Here is a 16,573-nt window from a genome sequence, read left to right as displayed (position 1 = left end):
CCGATCCGTCCCACGCGCGGCTTTGATTTGCCTTTCAAAATAGGCCTGTGCATATCGTCGCCGGGAATGCCGGAATAGCCACGTATGGTCTTGTTGCGACTTTTCGTCCCCGATACCTTGGAGTCATCCCAAAACGAGATGGTGGAGACAGACGATATGCAAGCGAACACGGTTCACCCGTGCGACGAGCGCCTACCGGCCGGCCAGTTGCTTACTCTCGGCATCCAGCACGTGCTGGTCATGTACGCTGGCGCGGTCGCGGTGCCGCTCATCATCGGCGCCGCGCTGAAACTGCCGAAAGACCAGGTCGCCTTTCTGATCAGCGCCGATCTGTTTTCCTGCGGCATCGCCACGCTGATCCAGACGCTCGGACTGTGGATCTTCGGCATCCGCCTGCCGGTCATCATGGGCTGCACGTTCGCGGCCGTCGGCCCGATGGTCGCGATCGGCACCAATCCTTCGCTCGGCCTGCTCGACATCTTCGGCTCGACGATCGCGGCCGGCATGATCGGTATCCTGCTCGCGCCCGCGGTCGGCAAGCTATTGCGCTTCTTCCCGCCGGTCGTGATCGGCGTCGTGATTTCGGTGATCGGTTTGTCGCTGATGGAAGTCGGGATCAATTGGGCGGCCGGCGATGTCGGCAATCCCGAATACGGCAATCCGGTCTACCTCGGCCTGTCGTTGCTCGTGCTGACGCTGATCCTGCTGCTCAACAAGTTTGCCAGGGGGTTCGTCGCCAATATCTCGGTGCTGCTCGGTATCGTCGCGGGCTTCGCTATCGCGCTGATGCTCGGCCGCGTCAACCTGGACGGCGTCATGCACGCGCCGTGGGTCGGCTTCGTGATGCCGTTCCACTTCGGTCTGCCGCGCTTCGATCCGCTGTCGATCGCGACGATGGTCACCGTGATGTTCGTCACGTTCATCGAATCGACCGGCATGTTCCTCGCGGTCGGCGACATGGTCGATCGTCCGGTCGATCAGAAAACGCTGGTGCGCGGCTTGCGCGTCGATGGTCTCGGCACGCTGATCGGCGGCATCTTCAACTCGTTCCCGCATACGTCGTTCTCGCAGAACGTTGGGCTGATCGGCGTGACCGGCGTGAAGAGCCGCTTCGTCTGCGCGATGGGCGGCGTGATCCTCGTGCTGCTCGGACTGTTTCCGAAGATGGCGCAGGTGGTCGCGTCGGTGCCGGCGTTCGTGCTCGGCGGCGCGGGCATCGTGATGTTCGGCATGGTCGCGGCGAACGGCATCAAGGTGCTGTCGCGAGTCGACTTCGTCAGGAATCAGCACAACCTGTTCATCGTCGCGGTCAGCATCGGGCTCGGCCTCGTGCCGGTGGTGTCGCCGCACTTCTTCTCGCAACTCCCGCCGGCGTTGTCGCCGCTGCTGCACAGCGGGATTCTGCTTGCGTCGGTGTCGGCGGTCGTGCTGAACCTGATCTTCAACGGCGTGAAGAGCGAGAAGAAGGCGAAGAGCGAGCTTCGCCGCGCCGGGCACGATCTCGACAATAGCGCGGGCAGCGAGCCGCAGGGCAACGAGATGCTGCGGGCGGCGGATCTGCATTGAGCTTTTGATGCGTCGCTGCCGCGCCGAGCGGCAAGGAACGCCGCGCATCAACAAAAACGCCACGGCATGCCGTGGCGTTTTTGCTTCACTTCAGCGATTCATCGAGCCGAAGCGCTCACCCTGCCGTCGCCGCCGAAGCCGCGACCGGTGCACTGGCCGCACCGTAGTCGACCGGCGCGTCGGCGGGACGCGGCTGGTCGCCATTGTGCTCGATCCAGCCACCGCCGAGCGCCTGGTACAGCGTGACCAGATTCTGCAGACGTCCCATGCGCGCGGTGACCAGCGCCTGCTGCGCCACGTACAACGAGGTCTGCGCGGTCAGCACCGCCAGGTAGCTGTCGACGCCGTTCGTATAACGGAGGGTCGACAGATCCAGCCGGCGCTGCTCGGCCGCGACGTCCCGCTCGAGCGCCGCGATCTGCTCGTCGTACGTGCCGCGCGCGGCCAGTCCGTCCGCCACTTCACGGAAGGCCGTCTGGATCGCCTTTTCATAGGTGGCGATCTGCACGTTCTTCTCGATGTTGGCGAGATCGAGGTTGGCGATGTTCTGACCGCCCTCGAAGATCGGCAGCGTGATCGACGGCGCGAAGCTCCATGCCGCCGAACCCGGCTTGAACAGCCCGCCGAGCGTCGGGCTCAGCGTGCCGGCGCTGCCGGTCAGCGTGACCCTCGGGAAGAACGCGGCGCGCGCCGCGCCGATGTTCGCGTTGGCCGCGAGCAGATTCTCTTCGGCCTCCATGATGTCGGGACGGCGCGTCAGCAGATCGGACGGCAGGCCCGCTGGAATATCCGTGAGCAGACTCTGGTCGTTCAGCGGCAGGCCGTCCGGCAGATCAGCCGGCAGCGGCTCGCCGATCAGCAGCACCAGCGCGTTGTCAGCCTGGGCCCGCAACCGGGTTTGCGTCTGCAGGTCCGCGCTCGCGGTCTCGACGACCGTTTGCGCCTGGCGCAGATCGAGTTCCGACCCGGTGCCGTTGTCGAACTGCAGCTTGGTGATCCGAAACGACTCCTGTGCCGTCTTCAGCGTGTTCTGCGTGACCTTCAGCAGATCGTCCAGTTCGAGCACCGTCATGTACTGGTTCGCCACCTGCGCCACGAGCGCGATTTCGGCGGCCTTGCGCGCCTGCGCGGTGCCGAGATACTTGGCCAACGCCTGATCCTTCAGACTCTGCACGCGCCCGAAAAAGTCGATTTCCCACGACGCGTTCAAGCCCACCGAATACGTGTTGGAGATCGTGACGCCGGTGAAAGTCAGGTCCTTCGGCGTGCGCGACCTGCTTTGCGAGGCCGCGGCGTCGAGCGTCGGGAACAGACCCGCGCGCACGATGCGGTACTGCGCCGCCGACGCCTGCATGTTCAGCACCGACACACGCAGATCGCGGTTGTTCTTCAGCGCGATTTCGATCAGCTGCTGCAGACGCGGATCGACGAAGAAGTTGCGCCAGCCGATGTCGGCGGCGGCCTGGCCGTCCGCGCTGCGCGCGCCCTGCGCGCCCGGCTGCTGGTCGTACACGCCGCCGGTCGGGAAGGTCGCCGTTACGGGCGCCGCGGGCCGCTGGTAATGCGGCGCCAGCGTGCAACCCGTGGCGAGCAGCGCGACTGCCACTGCAATCAAAGAGTGTTTTTGCATCTCAATGCCCATCCTTGCCCGAGCCATTGCCATTCGACCCGTCGGTCGTGCCACCCGTCGCGCCGCCTTGCGGATCGTGCGGATGGTGCTGTTCGTAGTGGCGCAGCGCCTCGTCCGGGTCTTCCTTCTCACCGCCGAACTTCGCGCGAATCACGACGAAGAACATCGGGATCATGAAGATCGCGAGGAAGGTCGCCGTCAACATGCCGCCGATCACGCCGGTACCGATCGCGTGCTGGCTGGCGGAACCCGCGCCGTTACTGATCGCGAGCGGCAGCACGCCGAGAATGAACGCGAGCGAGGTCATCAGAATTGGTCGCAACCGCAGACGCGCCGCTTCGAGCGCGGCCTCGATCGGCCCCATGCCTTCACTCTGCTGCAGTTCTCGCGCGAATTCCACGATCAGAATCGCGTTCTTCGCCGACAGACCCACGGTGGTCAGCAGACCCACCTGGAAGAACACGTCGTTCTCGAGCCCGCGCAGCGTCGCGGCCAGCAGCGCGCCGATCACGCCGAGCGGCACCACCATGATCACCGAGAACGGGATCGACCAGCTTTCATACAGCGCCGCGAGACACAGGAACACGACGAGAATCGAGATGCCGTACAGGATCGGCGCCTGCGAGCCCGACTGACGCTCCTGCAGCGACAGACCCGTCCACTCGTAGCCGACACCCGCCGGCAGCTTGGTGACGATCTGCTCCATCGCCACCATCGCCTGACCGGTCGACTTGCCCGGCGCGGCCGCACCCTGGATTTCCACCGACGGGATTCCGTTATAGCGCTCGAGCTTCGGCGAACCGAAGGTCCACGCGGTGTTCGTGAAGGCCGAGAACGGCACCATCGCGCCCGCGCCATTGCGCACGAACCAGGCATTCACGTCTTCCGGTTTCATCCGGAACGGCGCGTCGCCCTGCAGGTACACCTTCTTGATCCGGCCGTCGGTGTCGAGGAAGTTTTGCACGTACGCCGAGGCCCAGGCGATCGAGAACGTCTGGTCGATGGAGGAGAGCGACACGCCGAGCGCCGAAGCCTTCTCGTGGTCGATGCTCACCTTGAACTGCGGTGTATCGTTCAGGCCGTTCGGACGCACCTGCGCGAGCGTCGGGTCTTTCGCCGCCAGACCGAGCAGCATGTTGCGCGCTTCCATCAGCTTCGCGTGACCGATGCCCCCGCGGTCCTGCAACTGGAAGTCGAAGCCCGCCGCGGTGCCGAGTTCAGGAATCGACGGGGGATTGACCGGATACACGACCGCGTTCTTGTAGCCGCTGAAGTGCATGAACAGCCGCCGCACCAGTGCCTGCACCTTCTGGTCCGAATGCTGACGCTGCGCGTAGTCCTTCATCCGCACGAACACCAGACCCGCGTTCTGGCCACGACCCGCGAAGCTGAAGCCGTTCACGGTGAAGGTCGATTCGACGATCGCCTTCTCGTCGGTCAGCAGGTAGTCCGACACGTCCTTCAGCGCGCGCGCGGTGGTTTCCTGCGTGGAACCCGACGGCGTTTGCACCAGCACGAACATCGTGCCCTGGTCTTCGTCAGGCAGGAACGACTTCGGCAGGCGCACGAACAGCAGGCCCACCGCGAAGATCACCACCATATAGATGATGAGCCAGCGGCCCGAGCGCTTGATCACGTGGTGCACGCCCGAGTGATACTTGTCGCGGCTCCGGTTAAAGGTACGGTTGAACCAGCCGAAGAAGCCGGTGGCTTTTTCGTGATGACCCTTCGGAATCGGCTTCAGGATCGTCGCGCACAGCGCCGGCGTCAGAACCAACGCGACGAGCACGGACAGCACCATCGCCGCGACGATCGTCAGCGAGAACTGCCGGTAAATCGCCCCGACCGAACCGCCCGAGAACGCCACCGGCACGAACACCGCCGACAGCACGAGCGCCACGCCGACGAGCGCGCCGGTAATCTGGTCCATCGCCTTGCGGGTTGCCTCGCGAGGCGATAAGCCCTCCTCCTGCATCACCCGCTCGACGTTTTCCACCACCACGATCGCGTCGTCCACCAGCAGACCGATTGCGAGCACGAGACCGAACATCGACAGCACGTTGATGGAGAAGCCGACCACGCTCATGATCGCGAACGTACCGAGCAGCACCACCGGCACCGCGATCGTTGGGATCAGCGTGGCGCGCAGGTTCTGCAGGAACAGGTACATGACGAGGAACACCAGCACGATACCTTCGAGCAGCGTCTTGACCACTTCCTCGATCGACAGGCGCACGAACGGCGTCGTGTCGTACGGGTACTGCACCACCAGACCGTGCGGGAAGTACTTCGACAGTTCGGCGATCTTCGTGCGCACCGCCTTCGCGGTGGCGAGCGCGTTCGCGCCCGTGGCGAGCTGGATACCGAAGCCTGCCGTCGGCTGACCGTTGTACTTGGTGTCGAAGTTGTAGTTTTCGCCGCCGAGCTCGATGTGCGACACGTCGCGCAGACGCACCTGCGAGCCGTCCTGATTCACCTTCAGCAGAATGTTGCCGAACTGCTCGGGCGTATTGAGCAGCGTGGCCTGCGTAATCGTGGCCTGCAGCACCTGACCCGGCACCGACGGCGTGCCGCCGAGCGCGCCACCCGCGACCTGCACGTTCTGCGCCTGCAGCGCGGCTTGGACATCGAGCGGCGTCAAGCTGAAGTTATTCAGCTTGTTGGCATCGAGCCAGACCCGCATCGCGTACTGCGAGCCGAACAGCGTCACCGTGCCCACACCGTCGATACGGCTGATCGGATCCTGGATGTTCGACGCGACGTAGTTCGCGAGGTCGTACTTGTTCATGCTGCCGTCGGTCGACACGAACGCCATCACCAGCAGGAAGCTGCTGCTCGACTTCGTGACCCGGGTGCCGAGCTGCTGCACCGCCTGCGGCAGCAGCGGCGTGGCGAGCTGCAGCTTGTTCTGCACCTGCACCTGCGCGATGTCAGGGTTGGTGCCGGCAGCGAACGTCAGCGTGATGGTGGCCGTGCCCGAGTCGTCCGAGGTCGACGCGAGGTACAGCAGGTGGTCCAGACCGCTCATCTGCTGCTCGATCACCTGCGTGACGGTGTTTTGCACCGTCTCCGCCGAAGCACCCGGATAGGTTGCGCTGATCTGGATGGCCGGCGGCGCGATGGTCGGGTATTGCGCGATCGGCAATGTGAACACCGACGCGAGACCCGCTAGCATCAGGATGATGGCGATCACCCATGCAAAAATCGGGCGATCAATAAAGAACTTTGCCATGAGGCGGGCTCCCTGTTATTACGCGCCCGAAGCGGCGGAGGCAGGCTGAGCCGCGGGTTGACCTGTCTGGGCGCCGCCAGCGGCCGCGTCGGAAGCCGGGGTGCCGGGCAGTTGCGCCGGCACGGGCTTGACCTGCTGGCCGGGGCGCGCCTTGTCGGTGCCCTGGACGATCACGCGGTCACCCGGCTTCAGGCCGTTCGACACCACCCAGTACGAGCCGAAAGTGCCCGTGGTGACGAGCTGACGCAGCTCGACCTTGTTGTCGTTGCCGACGACGAGCGCGGTGGGCTGACCCTTCTGGTCGTGCGTGACGCCGACTTGCGGCACGATCAGCGCGTTCTGGTTCACGCCCTCTTCGATCTTCGCGCGCACGAACATGCCCGGCAGCAGCACGTGGTTCGGGTTCTTGAAGATCGCGCGCACCGTGACCGAGCCGGTGCCCGGGTCGACCGTCACGTCGGTGAACTGCAGCTTGCCCTTCTCGGAATAGATGCGGCCGTCCTCCAGCACCAGCGTGACCTGCGCGGCGCCCGGGCCGGTCGTCTTCAGACGCCCTTCCTGCATGTCGCGGCGCAGCTTCAGACCATCGAGGCTCGATTGCGTAAGGTCGACATACATCGGATCGAGCTGCTGGACCGTGGCCATGAGGGTGGCCGCGCTCTGCTGCACGAAGGCGCCCGGCGTGACCTGCGACACGCCGATCCGGCCGGTTACGGGCGAGGTCACGTCGGTATAGCCGAGGTTGATCTGCGCGGTATCGACCGCGGCCTTGCCGGCGGCGACGTCGGCGGCGGCCTGGCCTTCGGCGGCGACCGCGTTGTCGTAGTCCTGCTTGCTGACCGCATTCGCCGCGACCAGCACCTTGTAGCGACTGGCCTGCGCGGTGGTTGTCGCGAGGTTCGCCTGCGCCTTGGCAAGCGATGCCTTCGCGTTGTTCAACGACGCGATGAAGGGCGCCGGATCGATCTTGTACAGACGCTGACCGGCCTTGACCTCGCTACCCTCGGTGAACTCGCGGCGCAGCACGATGCCGTCGACCCGCGCGCGCACTTGCGCGACGAGGAAGGCACTGGTACGACCGGGGAGTTCGGTGACGACGGGCACGGTCGTCGGCTGGAGGGTGACGACCCCGACTTCGGGCGTCTGGGGCGGCGGGGCAGATTGTTTTGGTCCGCACGCCGCCAGCAAGATGGCAGCCGTCGCGGCACTGATTAAGCGGAATGAAACCCGTTCGACGCGCATGGAGCGACCTCTGTCAAAGACTGAGAATGAAAAAGTGCGCGCATCCCTACCCCGGGGACGACAGCGCACACAGGCGTCTCTCGACGCTCAACCGGAAGCCCATGGATGCAAACCTGCGCCTGCAGGGCACCCTGCTACTAATGCGCCATACCGGGGAATGCCGCACAGCACCGCCGTTTGGCGGCTGCGATAGCGTTTTGGAAGACAACAGTGACGGATATTAACCGGTCGTCACGGCTTGGGCTATCCGATCGTGGGGTGCTATTATATATACATTCACGAATGCATGTAAAAGTGCGTTTATATCTTCCAGGGACCGGGGGCCGCAAATTCGCGTCGCAATTTGGTGCAGAAATAGTCAAATTGTCATCAGGCCGACTTAAAAACGCCCGCATAAACCCTAGGATCAGCGCAGGTCATACCAATATGGTCAGAAGAACCAAAGAAGAGGCGCTGGAGACGCGCAACCGCATTCTCGACGCGGCCGAACGGATCTTCTTCCAGAAGGGCGTGTCGCGCACGTCGCTGGCCGATATAGCCCAGGCCGCAGGCGTGACGCGCGGCGCCATTTATTGGCACTTCGCACACAAGAGCGAGCTCTTCACCGAAATGTTCGACCGCGTGCTGCTGCCGCTCGACGAGTTGAAGGCGGCATCGCTCGATCCCAACGAAGCCGATCCGCTCGGGCGCATCATGGAAATTTGTGTGGTTTGCCTGCGCGACACCGCCAACGATCCCCGCCGCCGCCGCGTGTTCGACATCCTGTTCCTGAAGTGCGAGCTGGTCGAAGAGATGGGGCCGGTGATGGAACGCTATCAGACCAATATGCGCGAGGGGCTCGAGAAGCTCGAGGGCGGTCTGCGCAACGCGATCTCGAAAGGCCAGATGCCCGCCGACCTCGACACGAAACTTGCCGCGGCGATGGTGCACGCGTTCGTCGGCGGCTCGTTGCGCGACATGCTGTTTTTGCCCGACGCGACCGACTTCGGCGCGCACGCGCAGCAGATGGTGGAAGTGATGTTCGACGGCTTGCGCGTCAGTCCGGCGTTGCGCAGAAAGGCGGCGTAGAAGGCGCGCAAGGGTTGAGGATTGGCACAGCGGGCGGTTCGGTGAACCGCCCGCTTTCTATTTGTGGAACGGGCCACCCGCCCCCCGCGCCGGGTTCAGGCAACCGCACGGCGCGCTCGCGCCGCCTGATTCGACGCATAGATGTTGCCGCGCTCGAGCGGCGCGCCGCTGTTTAGCGCCGCGATCCACTGGTCGGTGCTCGCAACCGCCGCGAAGCGCGACTGCAGCACCACGCTGAACACGCGATGAATCTCTTCCGCGCTCGCGAAGCCTGCACTGTTTTCATACGGCACCGAGCCGGTCGCGTCGTGCAGGAATTCGACGGCGAGGCCGGCATGCACCGCGTGGTTGATCGTCGACGCATCGCAGTTGTGAGTCATGTAGCCGGTGACCGTCAGCGTATCGATCTGCCGGGCGGCGAGCCAGTCGGCCAGATCGGTGCCGGCGAATGCACTCGGCAGCGACTTCTCGGCGAAATGGTCATGAGCGCGCGAGCTCACGACCGTGTGCAGTTCCGCACCCGCGCTGCCGCGCGCGAACAGCGGCGAGGTGGCGGGCGCGACGTTCTGCACGACGACGACCGGCACGCTGGCGGCGCGCGCCGCATCGATCGCGCGAGCGATGTTGGCGAGCGACGTGCGCACGTCCGGAAATTCGATCGGCAGGTCGCCGCTCACGTATTCGTTCTGCACGTCGATGACGATCAGCGCGCGGCGCGGCGCAGGTGTGTTCATGGCAGGGCTCCTTGTCAGAAAAACGGTCGATGGCGCGCGCCCGGCGAGATGGCCGCGGCGCGACGGCAATGACGGCATTGTTGCTCCGCTGCCTGCCCGCCGACAGCGGCCCAAATGACAAGCTTCGCTAGAATCGGGCCATACTTCTGGCATTCATGAATGAGGCGTGCGGCATGACCAACTTCGCATCTTCCGACGCTATCTCCGATCAGGCGCCGCGCCACGTCGTCACCGTCGTCGCGTTCGATCGCATCAGCCCGTTCCATCTGTCGGTGCCGTGCGTCGTGTTCGGCGAGGACCGCCGCGGCGGCGGTGTCCCCGCCTTCGACTTCCGCGTCTGCGCTGTGGAGACGGGCGCGCTCGCGACGACCGCGGGCTTCTCGATCGCGGTCACGCACGGACTCGAAGCGCTGGCCGACGCGCAGACGATCATCGTGCCGAGCTGGCGCGATCCCGACGAAACGCCGTCCGCCGCGCTTCTCGACGCGCTGAGGGCCGCGCATGCGCGCGGCGCGCTGCTTGTCGGCCTGTGCCTCGGCGCTTTCGTGCTGGCCGCGGCGGGCATCCTCGATGGACGGCCCGCTTCGACGCACTGGGCCTGGGCCGACGACTTCGCGCGCCGCTACCCGCGCGTGCGGCTGGACCCCGACGTGCTGTACGTCGACGACGGCAACGTGCTGACCTCGGCCGGCACCGCCGCCGGCCTCGACTGCTGCCTGCATGTGCTGCGCAAGATTTGCGGCGCGCGGGTGGCCAACCACGTCGCGCGCCGGCTGGTCGTCTCGCCGCATCGCCAGGGTGGTCAGGCGCAATACGTGCAGCAGCCGATGCCGCCGAACCCGCGTGGCGACCGTCTGTCTGGCCTGCTCGACTGGGTGAGCGGCAACCTGGCCGCGCCGCATACGCTCGACACACTCGCCGCGCGCGCGTTGATGAGCCGCCGCACCTTCACGCGACGCTTCCGGCTCGCGACCGGCACGACCGTCGGCGCGTGGCTGCTCGCGCAGCGGCTCGCGCGGGCGCAACAACTGCTGGAAAGCACCGACGAGTCGGTCGAAGCGATCGCGACGGGCGCCGGATTCGGCTCGGCCGCATCGCTGCGGCAGCATTTCGCGGACGCGTTTCGAACGTCGCCCAGCGCGTGGCGGCGGGAGTTTCGCGGGGATTAGTTGAAGGTGGCGGGAGCACCGCTATTTCGTAGTGCGCCGCCGGGATTTCGTAGTCGCGCGGGGATGTTTATCGCGCGTTGCATCAGGCGCTGCGCGCGCCGCGCGGCGTCAATGCTCGCTGAGCCAGCGCGCGACGTACAACAACAGCGCGACCAGAAAGATCATCCCGGCCCACGCCCAGTACGGCACGACATGCTGACCAGGCTCTTGATGCGGCACGCCATGCGACCAGCTGTGCGACGCGCTTGCCGCGCGTCCGGGCGGAGCCTGGCCGTGCTCGATGCGCGTGCGCCGCGCGATGCCGCCAAGTGTGATCGGCCGCAAAAACACGTACTGGCGACGCGGCGCCGTGCCACGCGCGCGGTTCGGCCCCTTGCCGTGCTTGGCGCGCACGACGGCGTCGAACTCGGCGAAAAAGTCGTCGGCGATCTGCCGCAAGGCGTTCTCGAGCTGGCGCGTCGGCAGCTCGGCGAGCGGACCCGACGACGTCGCCCACAACGTGTAATCGATGCGCGTGCCGCGCTCGCGCCCGTCGTCCGCGCGCAAACGTACTTCGATCTGACCGCGCAACGCGCCGATGCCCTCGGCTCGTGCCTTGAAGTTGATGGTGCGGCGCTGCGCGTCCGCCGGGCCGGAATCCTGGCCGGCAACGTGTGCGCGCGCCTGATAATGCGCGCGCAACGGGCCGAGCGGCACGGTCATCGTCAGCGCGTATTCGCCGTGGGCGAGACGCACGAACGACTCGCAGTTGTCGAGGCTGGCACGCAACAGCGCGAGGTCCTGCAACGCGTCCCAGACCTCGGACGGCGGCAGCGGAATCCGTAACGCGTCGTTCAGTTCCATGACAACCTCCCCCGATGAACGCGCCGACTGCGGGATCAGGACGTCTGATCGATGCGGTCGACACGCGATGCGTAAAAAGCGAGATAGCCCTTGATGCGACTGACCTGCTCGAACGGCGCTTCGTAACACCACACCGCGTTCTCAATCACGCCGTCTTCGGTGCGCAGATGGAAGTACGACGCGTCGCCCTTGAACGGGCAATGCGACGTGTGCGTCGAGCGTTCGAGCCGGGCCATATTCACGTGCTCGCGCGGGAAATAGAACACGTCGGCGAGGCCGGTCTCCGATAGCGTCAGCGCAGCCTGGGTGTCGGCCATCGTCACGCCGCCGTGAATCACGCGCACGCGATGGCCGTTGTCGCGAATCACGATGGTATGGCCGTCCGGCCGTTCCGCAGATGTCGACGCATCGCTCATGTCCAGGCTCCATGATGGGGTGTGCGCTGCACTACCGGCTATTGCCGCAACAACGGCAAAACCACGGGACACGCCCGTGGGTTCATTATCGGCCAAACTCCGGCCGATTGCGCGCGCTTCCTGCGCAGCGGCGGACGGATCGAGCCGTTACTTCACGTTCCAGGTGAACGCGGATTTTACGTTGCCGTGCGCGGGCACACTAACCGAGCGCCTCTGTTCGTTGTCGTTGTAATTCGCGTGCACCGTATAGCGGCCGGGGCTCAGGCGCACCAGCATGAATGGTCCGCGCGACGTCGTGTTAAGCACTTCGCTGTTATGTGCATCCACGATGCGCACGTGCACATCGGCAAGAAACTCTGCGTTGGGTCCGGTGAAACGCAGGGTCAATGGCCACTGGGTTTGCGCTTGTCGTAGCGCCCGCGATTCGTCGAGGCCGACACCGCCCGATACGTACGATACGTCGCCCTGCTGCTGGACTTGCGGCAGACCGCCGCCGTTGGTGTTGCCCGCGCTGGTGTCGTCGGTCGTCGAGCCACCGGTCACGCCCGCCTGCTGCGCGTACGCGCCGCCCGCCAGTCCGAGCGTGAGCGCCGCGCACAGCGCGGCGGCTACGATCCTTTGCTGCTTGCGTTGGGTTTTCATCGGTTCGCTCTCCTTGTTCGAGGCCTTGTCCAGACCCTGAACGATTGAAGCAACCTATGTGCCAACCATTCCGCAGCGTCGACCAACATGCACGACCATCGTGGCACCAACCCGCCTGACACCCCTCGGTCTGTCCATGCCGCTCGCTGCAGCGCGGTTCCGACGGGCGAAAAAAAGCCGGTCCTTGCAGTAAATGCAAAGGACCGGCAATCGCTACTACAGCTCAAACTGGGGTGGGAGATCCCTTCGAACCGCCCAGATAACTGGATCAGCCGAGATCAACAGGCACGAAAATCTGCGCGTTGTCCCGCTGGATCAGCAGCGCAATGCTGTTGCCTGCGCCCGAAATCATCTGCTTCAACTGATCGATGTTCGTGACCGGACGGCCGTTGACGGCGAGAATCACGTCGCCCGTCTGGATGCCGGCGCTCGCCGCCGCACCGCCCGCCTGCTGCACGAGCAGACCGTGCGACACCGACGCGCTGCTCTTCTCTTCCGGCGTCAGCGGCCGCACCGCGACACCGAGACGGCCTTGCAACTGGGTCTGCTGATCGGTCTTGCTCGCCGACGCGACCTTCACGTCCGAGAACGAGCCAATCGTCACCTTCACGTCCTTGCTGGCCTTATCGCGCCACACTTTCAGCGTTGCCGAACTGCCCGGCGCGAGGCCTGCGATCTTCGACGGCAGATCCGTCGAATCGCTGACTTCGTCGCCATTCACCGACAAGATCACGTCGCCCGGCTGCAAGCCAGCCTTCGCCGCCGGACCGTTGGCGTCGATCGAGCTGACCAGCGCGCCTTGCGGCTTCTGCATGCCGAACGACTCGGCGAGCGTCTGGTTCAAGCCCTGCACCGCGACGCCGAGACGGCCGCGGCTCACGTGACCGGTCTTGACGAGATCGTCCTTGACCTTGATCGCCTCGCTGATGGGGATCGCGAACGACAGGCCCTGGAAGCCGCCTGTCTGCGAGTAGATCATCGAGTTGATGCCGATGACTTCGCCTTGCAGATTAAAGAGCGGACCGCCCGAGTTGCCTGGATTCACCGGCACATCGGTCTGGATGAACGGCGTGTAGTTTTCGTTGGGCAGCGTGCGCGACTTCGCGCTGATGATGCCCGATGTCACGGTGTTGTCGAAGCCATACGGCGAGCCGATCGCGACGACCCACTGACCAACCTTGCTCTGGCGCGGATCGCCGATCTTCACAGTCGGCAGATCGCTCGCGTTGATCTTCAGCACGGCGACGTCGGACTGCTTGTCGGCGCCAACCACCTTCGCCTTGAACTCGCGCTTGTCGGTGAGCTTCACGGTGACGACGTTCGCGCCATCGACCACGTGCGCGTTCGTCAGAATGTAGCCGTCATTGCTGATGATGAAGCCCGAGCCGAGGCTCGCGCTCGGCTGGTCGGGCGCGTCGCCGCCATCGCCGCCATCGCCGCCTTGCATGCCGGGCACGCCGCCGAAGAACCGCTTGTAGAACTGATAGAAAGGATCGTTCGGATCGATCGGCAACTGGTTGCCATTGCGGTTGCCGCCATTACCGCGCATCGCCGTTTGCTTGACCACGTGCTTCGCGCTGATGTTGACGACGGCCGGACCGTAAGTCTCGACGAGACCGGAGAAATCGGGGATACCGGTTTTGGCGGCAGCTTCGGCCGGCATCATCGCGGCGGCTTCCGCCGGCGAGATGATCTGCGGTGCGGGCACATCGCGATGGCCCGCCACATAGCCGGCTGAAAGCGCAGCGGCCACAGCTACCGCAACGGCGCCGCGGGACAAGGTTTTCGCGTTCATCATGAGCTCCTGACTGGAGAAAGTGACTGTGGATGTCGAGGAGCGTAAGGGGCGTCACTTAAAAGAGTCTTAAGCAGCGACAGATCGCGGGAACCTTATCGGACCGGCCGCAACAGCCCGTCGCGACGGCATGAACGCCGGTTCGAGCCGAACAGTAAACCACCATGCTCAAAAGCGGACGATGACCTGCAAACCACCGGTCGGCGATTCACCGAGCGAGACTTGAGCATGATGTTGCGTGGCTATCCGGCGCACGATCGCGAGACCGAGGCCACTGCCCGTCACGTCGGTGCGCGCGCGATTCGCGCCCACTCCCGCGCGATAGAAGCGGTCGAACACGCGCTCGCGATCGGCCGGATCGATACCGGGGCCGCTGTCGGCGATCCGCACCACCGGACGGCCGTCCTCGACGCGCAGGCTGACGTCGACACTGCCGCCGCGCGGCGTGTACTTGGTCGCGTTGTCGACGAGGTTGTTGAACATCACGCGCAGCGCTTCGGCGTCGCCGGTCACGCTGGCGGGCTCGCTCGCCTCGATGCCGAGGTCGACGCCGCGATTCACCGCGAGCGGCGCGTAGGTCGCGACGCACTCCTGAAGCAGCTCGCGCAGATCGAGCATCCCGGCGACGGCGGCGCCGTCCGGCTCGGCGCGCGCGAGCGCGAGCAGTTGCTCGGCGAGGCGCGTCGCGCGCGTTACGCCCGCTTGCAAATCGGCGAGCGCTTCGCCGCGGGCCGTGTCGTCCCTGGCTCGCGCGACCAGTTGCGCCTGAATCTGTACCGCGGCAAGCGGCGTGCGCAATTCGTGCGCGGCATCGGCAACGAACGCCTTCTGGATATCTAGTGCGGTCGCGAGCCGTTGCAGTAGCCCGTTCAGCGCCCGCACGAGCGGCCGCACTTCGAGCGGCAAGCGCTGATCGGGCAACGGATCGAGCGCTTCGGGATGACGCGTGTCGAGCGCGCTCGTCACGCGCCGCAGCGGCTGTAGTCCGCGGCCGACGATCACCCACACCGCGAGCCCGAGCAGCGGCAGCAGCACGATCAGCGGCCACAGCGTGCGCAGCGCGACATCGGCGGCGAGCCGGTTGCGCACCGACAGCGGCTGCGCGAGCTGCACGACGTTGTCACCGACGATCGCGCCATACACGCGCCATTCGCCGCGGTCCGTGCGCTCGGTCGAAAAACCGAGTTCGGCGCGCGGCGCGAGCGGCGCGCGGGGCCGCGAGTAATACATCAGCATGCCGTTGCGGTTCCAGATCTGCAGCACGATGCCCTCGTCGCCGGTATCGCGGCCGAGCACCTGCGAGAACGGTTCCGCCGGCAGCGCCGCGGCGATCTGCTCGAGCTGGTAGTCGAACAGTTCGTTCGCTTCGGCGAGCGCCTGCCGGTAGATCAGCCAACCCGCGATGCCGACGCCGAGCAGCATGAGCGCGAGCAGCCAGAACAACAGTTGTCGGCGAATCGAGCGCATCGGCTCAGGCGTCCTTCGCGATCATGTAGCCCAGCCCGCGCACGTTGCGGATCAGATCGGCGCCGAGCTTCTTGCGCAGCGCGTGGATATACACCTCGACGGTATTGCTGCCGATCTCCTCGCCCCAGCCGTACATCTTTTCCTCGAGCTGGCTCTTGGACAGCACCGCGCCGGGCCGCGCGAGCAGCGCTTCGAGCAACGCGAATTCGCGCGCGGACAGCGCGACCGGCGCGCCATCGAGCGTGACCTGGTGCGACGCGGGATCGAGGGTCAAGTTGCCGTGGCGAATCGTCGAATCGCTGCGGCCGGACTGGCGCCGGATCAGCGCTCGCATGCGCGCGCCGAGCTCGTCGAGATCGAAAGGTTTGACAAGATAATCGTCAGCGCCGGCGTCGAGGCCTTTGACTCGATCGGCGACCGCGTCGCGCGCGGTGACGATCAGCACCGGCAGCGCATTGCCGCGCGCGCGCAGTGCGCGCAGCACCTCGAGACCGTCGCGCTTGGGCAGACCGAGATCGAGCAACGCGAGATCGTAAGGCTGGGCTGCCGCCGCGTGCAGCGCCGCTTCGCCGTCCTCGACCCAATCGACGGCGAAGCCTTCGCCGCGCAGCGCCTTGCGCACGCCTTCGGCGATCATCCGGTCATCTTCGACTAGCAGGATGCGCATGGTTGTCCGTTCCAAATGATTGGATGATGCCGCATTCTAGCGCCCGCTTCCGGCCTGCGCGGTGTGTGGCGCTTTTTTCACCGCAGCGTCGCGGCATGTCAC

The 16,573-nt window shown here is 65.4% G+C and carries 13 protein-coding genes; 3 read left to right on the top strand and 10 right to left on the bottom strand.

Annotation, left to right across the window (positions count from 1 at the left end; translation table 11 throughout):
• Nucleotides 1-156: 156 nt before the first annotated feature.
• Nucleotides 157-1,566 (top strand): nucleobase:cation symporter-2 family protein, encoded by a 1,410-nt coding sequence (locus tag AB3X96_RS27930; protein WP_368592275.1) that lies wholly within the window; start codon nt 157-159, stop codon nt 1,564-1,566.
• 115 nt (nt 1,567-1,681) lie between these two features.
• Here the strand turns inward: AB3X96_RS27930 and AB3X96_RS27925 are convergent, their stop codons facing one another.
• Genes AB3X96_RS27925 through AB3X96_RS27915 form a run of 3 tightly spaced genes read right to left on the bottom strand, consistent with a single transcriptional unit; the run spans nt 1,682 to nt 7,670 of the window.
• On the bottom strand, nt 1,682-3,196 hold the full coding sequence (locus tag AB3X96_RS27925; RefSeq protein ID WP_368592274.1) for an efflux transporter outer membrane subunit: 1,515 nt from the start codon (nt 3,194-3,196) through the stop codon (nt 1,682-1,684).
• A 1-nt stretch (nt 3,197) separates the two neighbouring features.
• Nucleotides 3,198-6,428 (bottom strand): efflux RND transporter permease subunit, encoded by a 3,231-nt coding sequence (locus tag AB3X96_RS27920; RefSeq protein ID WP_368592273.1) that lies wholly within the window; start codon nt 6,426-6,428, stop codon nt 3,198-3,200.
• 18 nt (nt 6,429-6,446) lie between these two features.
• Nucleotides 6,447-7,670: an efflux RND transporter periplasmic adaptor subunit gene (locus AB3X96_RS27915; protein ID WP_368592272.1), complete on the bottom strand. Its 1,224-nt coding sequence runs from the start codon at nt 7,668-7,670 to the stop codon at nt 6,447-6,449.
• Nucleotides 7,671-8,096: 426 nt separating this feature from the next.
• On the opposite strand from AB3X96_RS27915, the gene AB3X96_RS27910 reads away from it, so the two are divergent.
• Nucleotides 8,097-8,738 (top strand): TetR family transcriptional regulator, encoded by a 642-nt coding sequence (locus tag AB3X96_RS27910; RefSeq protein WP_368592271.1) that lies wholly within the window; start codon nt 8,097-8,099, stop codon nt 8,736-8,738.
• Between the two features lie 95 nt (nt 8,739-8,833).
• Here the strand turns inward: AB3X96_RS27910 and AB3X96_RS27905 are convergent, their stop codons facing one another.
• Nucleotides 8,834-9,472, bottom strand: coding sequence for an isochorismatase family protein (locus AB3X96_RS27905; protein ID WP_368592270.1), 639 nt, complete (start codon nt 9,470-9,472; stop codon nt 8,834-8,836).
• A 173-nt stretch (nt 9,473-9,645) separates the two neighbouring features.
• Between AB3X96_RS27905 and AB3X96_RS27900 the strand changes: the two genes are divergently transcribed.
• On the top strand, nt 9,646-10,641 hold the full coding sequence (locus AB3X96_RS27900; protein ID WP_368592269.1) for a helix-turn-helix domain-containing protein: 996 nt from the start codon (nt 9,646-9,648) through the stop codon (nt 10,639-10,641).
• Between the two features lie 108 nt (nt 10,642-10,749).
• Here AB3X96_RS27900 and AB3X96_RS27895 read toward each other — a convergent pair whose 3' ends face one another.
• The 6 genes from AB3X96_RS27895 to AB3X96_RS27870 form a co-directional block, all read right to left on the bottom strand.
• Complete coding sequence (locus AB3X96_RS27895) at nt 10,750-11,484, bottom strand: CoxG family protein (RefSeq protein WP_368592268.1); 735 nt, start codon at nt 11,482-11,484, stop codon at nt 10,750-10,752.
• 35 nt (nt 11,485-11,519) lie between these two features.
• A complete protein-coding gene (locus AB3X96_RS27890; protein ID WP_013090413.1) occupies nt 11,520-11,900 on the bottom strand; it encodes a DUF427 domain-containing protein in 381 nt (126 codons plus the stop codon).
• A gap of 147 nt (nt 11,901-12,047) precedes the next feature.
• The gene (locus tag AB3X96_RS27885; protein WP_368592267.1) at nt 12,048-12,542 is read right to left on the bottom strand and encodes a carboxypeptidase regulatory-like domain-containing protein; all 495 of its coding nucleotides are present in this window, start codon (nt 12,540-12,542) and stop codon (nt 12,048-12,050) included.
• Nucleotides 12,543-12,810: 268 nt separating this feature from the next.
• The gene (locus AB3X96_RS27880; RefSeq protein WP_368592266.1) at nt 12,811-14,337 is read right to left on the bottom strand and encodes a DegQ family serine endoprotease; all 1,527 of its coding nucleotides are present in this window, start codon (nt 14,335-14,337) and stop codon (nt 12,811-12,813) included.
• 168 nt (nt 14,338-14,505) lie between these two features.
• Entirely contained in the window at nt 14,506-15,804 is a 1,299-nt protein-coding gene (locus AB3X96_RS27875) for an ATP-binding protein (protein ID WP_368592265.1), read from the bottom strand.
• Between the two features lie 4 nt (nt 15,805-15,808).
• Nucleotides 15,809-16,471, bottom strand: coding sequence for a response regulator (locus AB3X96_RS27870; RefSeq protein WP_013090417.1), 663 nt, complete (start codon nt 16,469-16,471; stop codon nt 15,809-15,811).
• Between the last annotated feature and the right edge of the window lie 102 nt (nt 16,472-16,573).

The organism is Paraburkholderia sp. BR13439 (genome assembly GCF_040948805.1).
Classification (GTDB): domain Bacteria; phylum Pseudomonadota; class Gammaproteobacteria; order Burkholderiales; family Burkholderiaceae; genus Paraburkholderia; species Paraburkholderia youngii.
Note: the sequence above shows the minus strand (reverse complement) of the source record. Positions and strands in the feature narration are given on the sequence as shown.

Excerpts from the sequence above, each read along its gene's own strand:
- AB3X96_RS27885 (WP_368592267.1), bottom strand. The coding sequence starts at position 12,542 with ATGAAAACCCAACGCAAGCAGCAAAGGATCGTAGCCGCCGCGCTGTGC.
- AB3X96_RS27900 (WP_368592269.1), top strand. The coding sequence starts at position 9,646 with ATGACCAACTTCGCATCTTCCGACGCTATCTCCGATCAGGCGCCGCGC.
- AB3X96_RS27930 (WP_368592275.1), top strand. The coding sequence starts at position 157 with ATGCAAGCGAACACGGTTCACCCGTGCGACGAGCGCCTACCGGCCGGC.
- AB3X96_RS27870 (WP_013090417.1), bottom strand. The coding sequence starts at position 16,471 with ATGCGCATCCTGCTAGTCGAAGATGACCGGATGATCGCCGAAGGCGTG.
- AB3X96_RS27880 (WP_368592266.1), bottom strand. The coding sequence starts at position 14,337 with ATGAACGCGAAAACCTTGTCCCGCGGCGCCGTTGCGGTAGCTGTGGCC.
- AB3X96_RS27925 (WP_368592274.1), bottom strand. The coding sequence starts at position 3,196 with ATGCAAAAACACTCTTTGATTGCAGTGGCAGTCGCGCTGCTCGCCACG.
- AB3X96_RS27905 (WP_368592270.1), bottom strand. The coding sequence starts at position 9,472 with ATGAACACACCTGCGCCGCGCCGCGCGCTGATCGTCATCGACGTGCAG.
- AB3X96_RS27920 (WP_368592273.1), bottom strand. The coding sequence starts at position 6,428 with ATGGCAAAGTTCTTTATTGATCGCCCGATTTTTGCATGGGTGATCGCC.
- AB3X96_RS27915 (WP_368592272.1), bottom strand. The coding sequence starts at position 7,670 with ATGCGCGTCGAACGGGTTTCATTCCGCTTAATCAGTGCCGCGACGGCT.
- AB3X96_RS27895 (WP_368592268.1), bottom strand. The coding sequence starts at position 11,484 with ATGGAACTGAACGACGCGTTACGGATTCCGCTGCCGCCGTCCGAGGTC.
- AB3X96_RS27875 (WP_368592265.1), bottom strand. The coding sequence starts at position 15,804 with ATGCGCTCGATTCGCCGACAACTGTTGTTCTGGCTGCTCGCGCTCATG.
- AB3X96_RS27890 (WP_013090413.1), bottom strand. The coding sequence starts at position 11,900 with ATGAGCGATGCGTCGACATCTGCGGAACGGCCGGACGGCCATACCATC.
- AB3X96_RS27910 (WP_368592271.1), top strand. The coding sequence starts at position 8,097 with ATGGTCAGAAGAACCAAAGAAGAGGCGCTGGAGACGCGCAACCGCATT.